1 protein-coding gene is annotated in these 1,578 nt (G+C 70.3%); it reads left to right on the top strand.

Translation table 11 applies throughout. From position 1 onward, the window contains the following. Window positions 1–4: 4 nt before the first annotated feature. The coding region (locus tag VF662_RS15520; RefSeq protein WP_464142854.1) for a translation initiation factor IF-2 at window positions 5–1,578 on the top strand (1,574 nt) is incomplete at its 3' end.

The raw sequence follows: 1,578 nt of genomic DNA, 5'->3' as shown, positions 1-1,578 counted from the left end.
ATTTATGAGCGAGACGACTGATAAGCCGAAACTCGGAGCGCGCGCGCCGCTGGGCCTGAAGCGCACGGTGGAAACCGGCAAGGTGAAGCAGAGCTTCAGCCACGGCCGGTCGAACACCGTCGTGGTCGAGGTCAAGAAGCGTCGCATCCTCGGCCCCGCCGGAGCCCAGGAAGCGCCGAAGGTCGAGGAGGCGCCGAAGCCGGCCGCTCCGCCGGCGCCGGTCGCTCGTGCGCCCGAGCCTGCAGCGCCCCGACCCGCGCAGCGCCCCGTCAACGACGCTGCCTCCCGCCGCGAGCTTCAGGAGCGCCTGCTCCGCGAAGCCGAGGAAGCGCGCATGTCCGCTCTCGAGGAGGCGCGCCGCCGCGAGGACCGCCAGGCCCAGGCCGCGACCGAGGAAGAGCGCCGCCGCGCCGAGGACAATCGCCGCGCCGAGGAAGAAGCGCGGGTGCGGGCGGAAGAAGAAGCCCGCCGCGCCGCCGAGGAAGCCGAACGCGCTGCTTCGCAGCCGGCCCAGGCTCCCGCTCCCGCGGCCGACGCCGAGGACGAGGACCGCCGTCCGGCGCACGCGCGTCCCACGGGCTTCACTCCGGTCAAGCGTCCGGAGCCGGCGCGTCCGGCCCGCGGGCCCCGCGGCGGCGACGATCGCCGCCAGTCCGGCAAGCTCACCGTCACGCGCGCGCTCGGCGACGACGAGGGGGGCGTCCGCGCCCGCTCACTCGCCGCTCTGAAGCGCGCCCGCGAGAAGGAAAGGCGCGCCCATATGGCGAGCGGCCCGTCCGCCAAGCAGGTGCGCGACGTCGTCGTTCCGGACGCCATCACCGTTCAGGAGCTCGCCAACCGTATGGCCGAGCGTGGCGCCGATCTCGTGAAGTCGCTGTTCAAGATGGGCGTGGTCGTCACCGTCAACCAGACGATCGACCAGGACACGGCCGAGCTGCTCGTCACGGAATTCGGCCACAACATCAAGCGCGTCAGCGAATCGGACGTGGACATCCAGGCGGAAGCCGATGTCGATGCGCCGGAGACGCTCCAGCCGCGCCCGCCGGTGGTCACCATCATGGGCCATGTCGATCACGGCAAGACCAGCCTCCTGGACGCGATCCGCGGCGCCAATGTCGTCTCCGGCGAGGCCGGCGGCATCACCCAGCATATCGGCGCCTATCAGGTGAGCCTGCCCGACAAGTCGAAGATCACCTTCCTCGACACGCCGGGCCACGAGGCGTTCAGCGAAATGCGCGCCCGCGGCGCCAACGTGACGGACATCGTGGTGCTCGTCGTTGCCGCCGACGACGGGTTGAAGCCGCAGACGGTGGAGGCGATCAACCACACCAAGGCTGCCGGCGTGCCGATGATCGTCGCGATCAACAAGATCGACAAGGACGGCGCTCGTCCGCAGCGGGTCCGCGAGGAGCTGCTGCAGCACGAGATCGTGGTCGAGGATCTCGGCGGCGACGTCCAGGACGTGGAAGTCTCGGCGCTCAAGAAGACCAACCTCGACGGCCTCCTCGAAGCCATCCACCTCCAGGCCGAAATTCTCGAGCTCAAGGCGAACCCGAAGCGCGCGGCCGAAGGCACCGT

The organism is Allosphingosinicella sp. (genome assembly GCF_036387215.1).
Taxonomy (GTDB): domain Bacteria; phylum Pseudomonadota; class Alphaproteobacteria; order Sphingomonadales; family Sphingomonadaceae; genus Allosphingosinicella.
The sequence above is the reverse complement of the archived record's forward strand: the minus strand, read 5'-3'. Positions and strand labels throughout refer to the sequence as shown.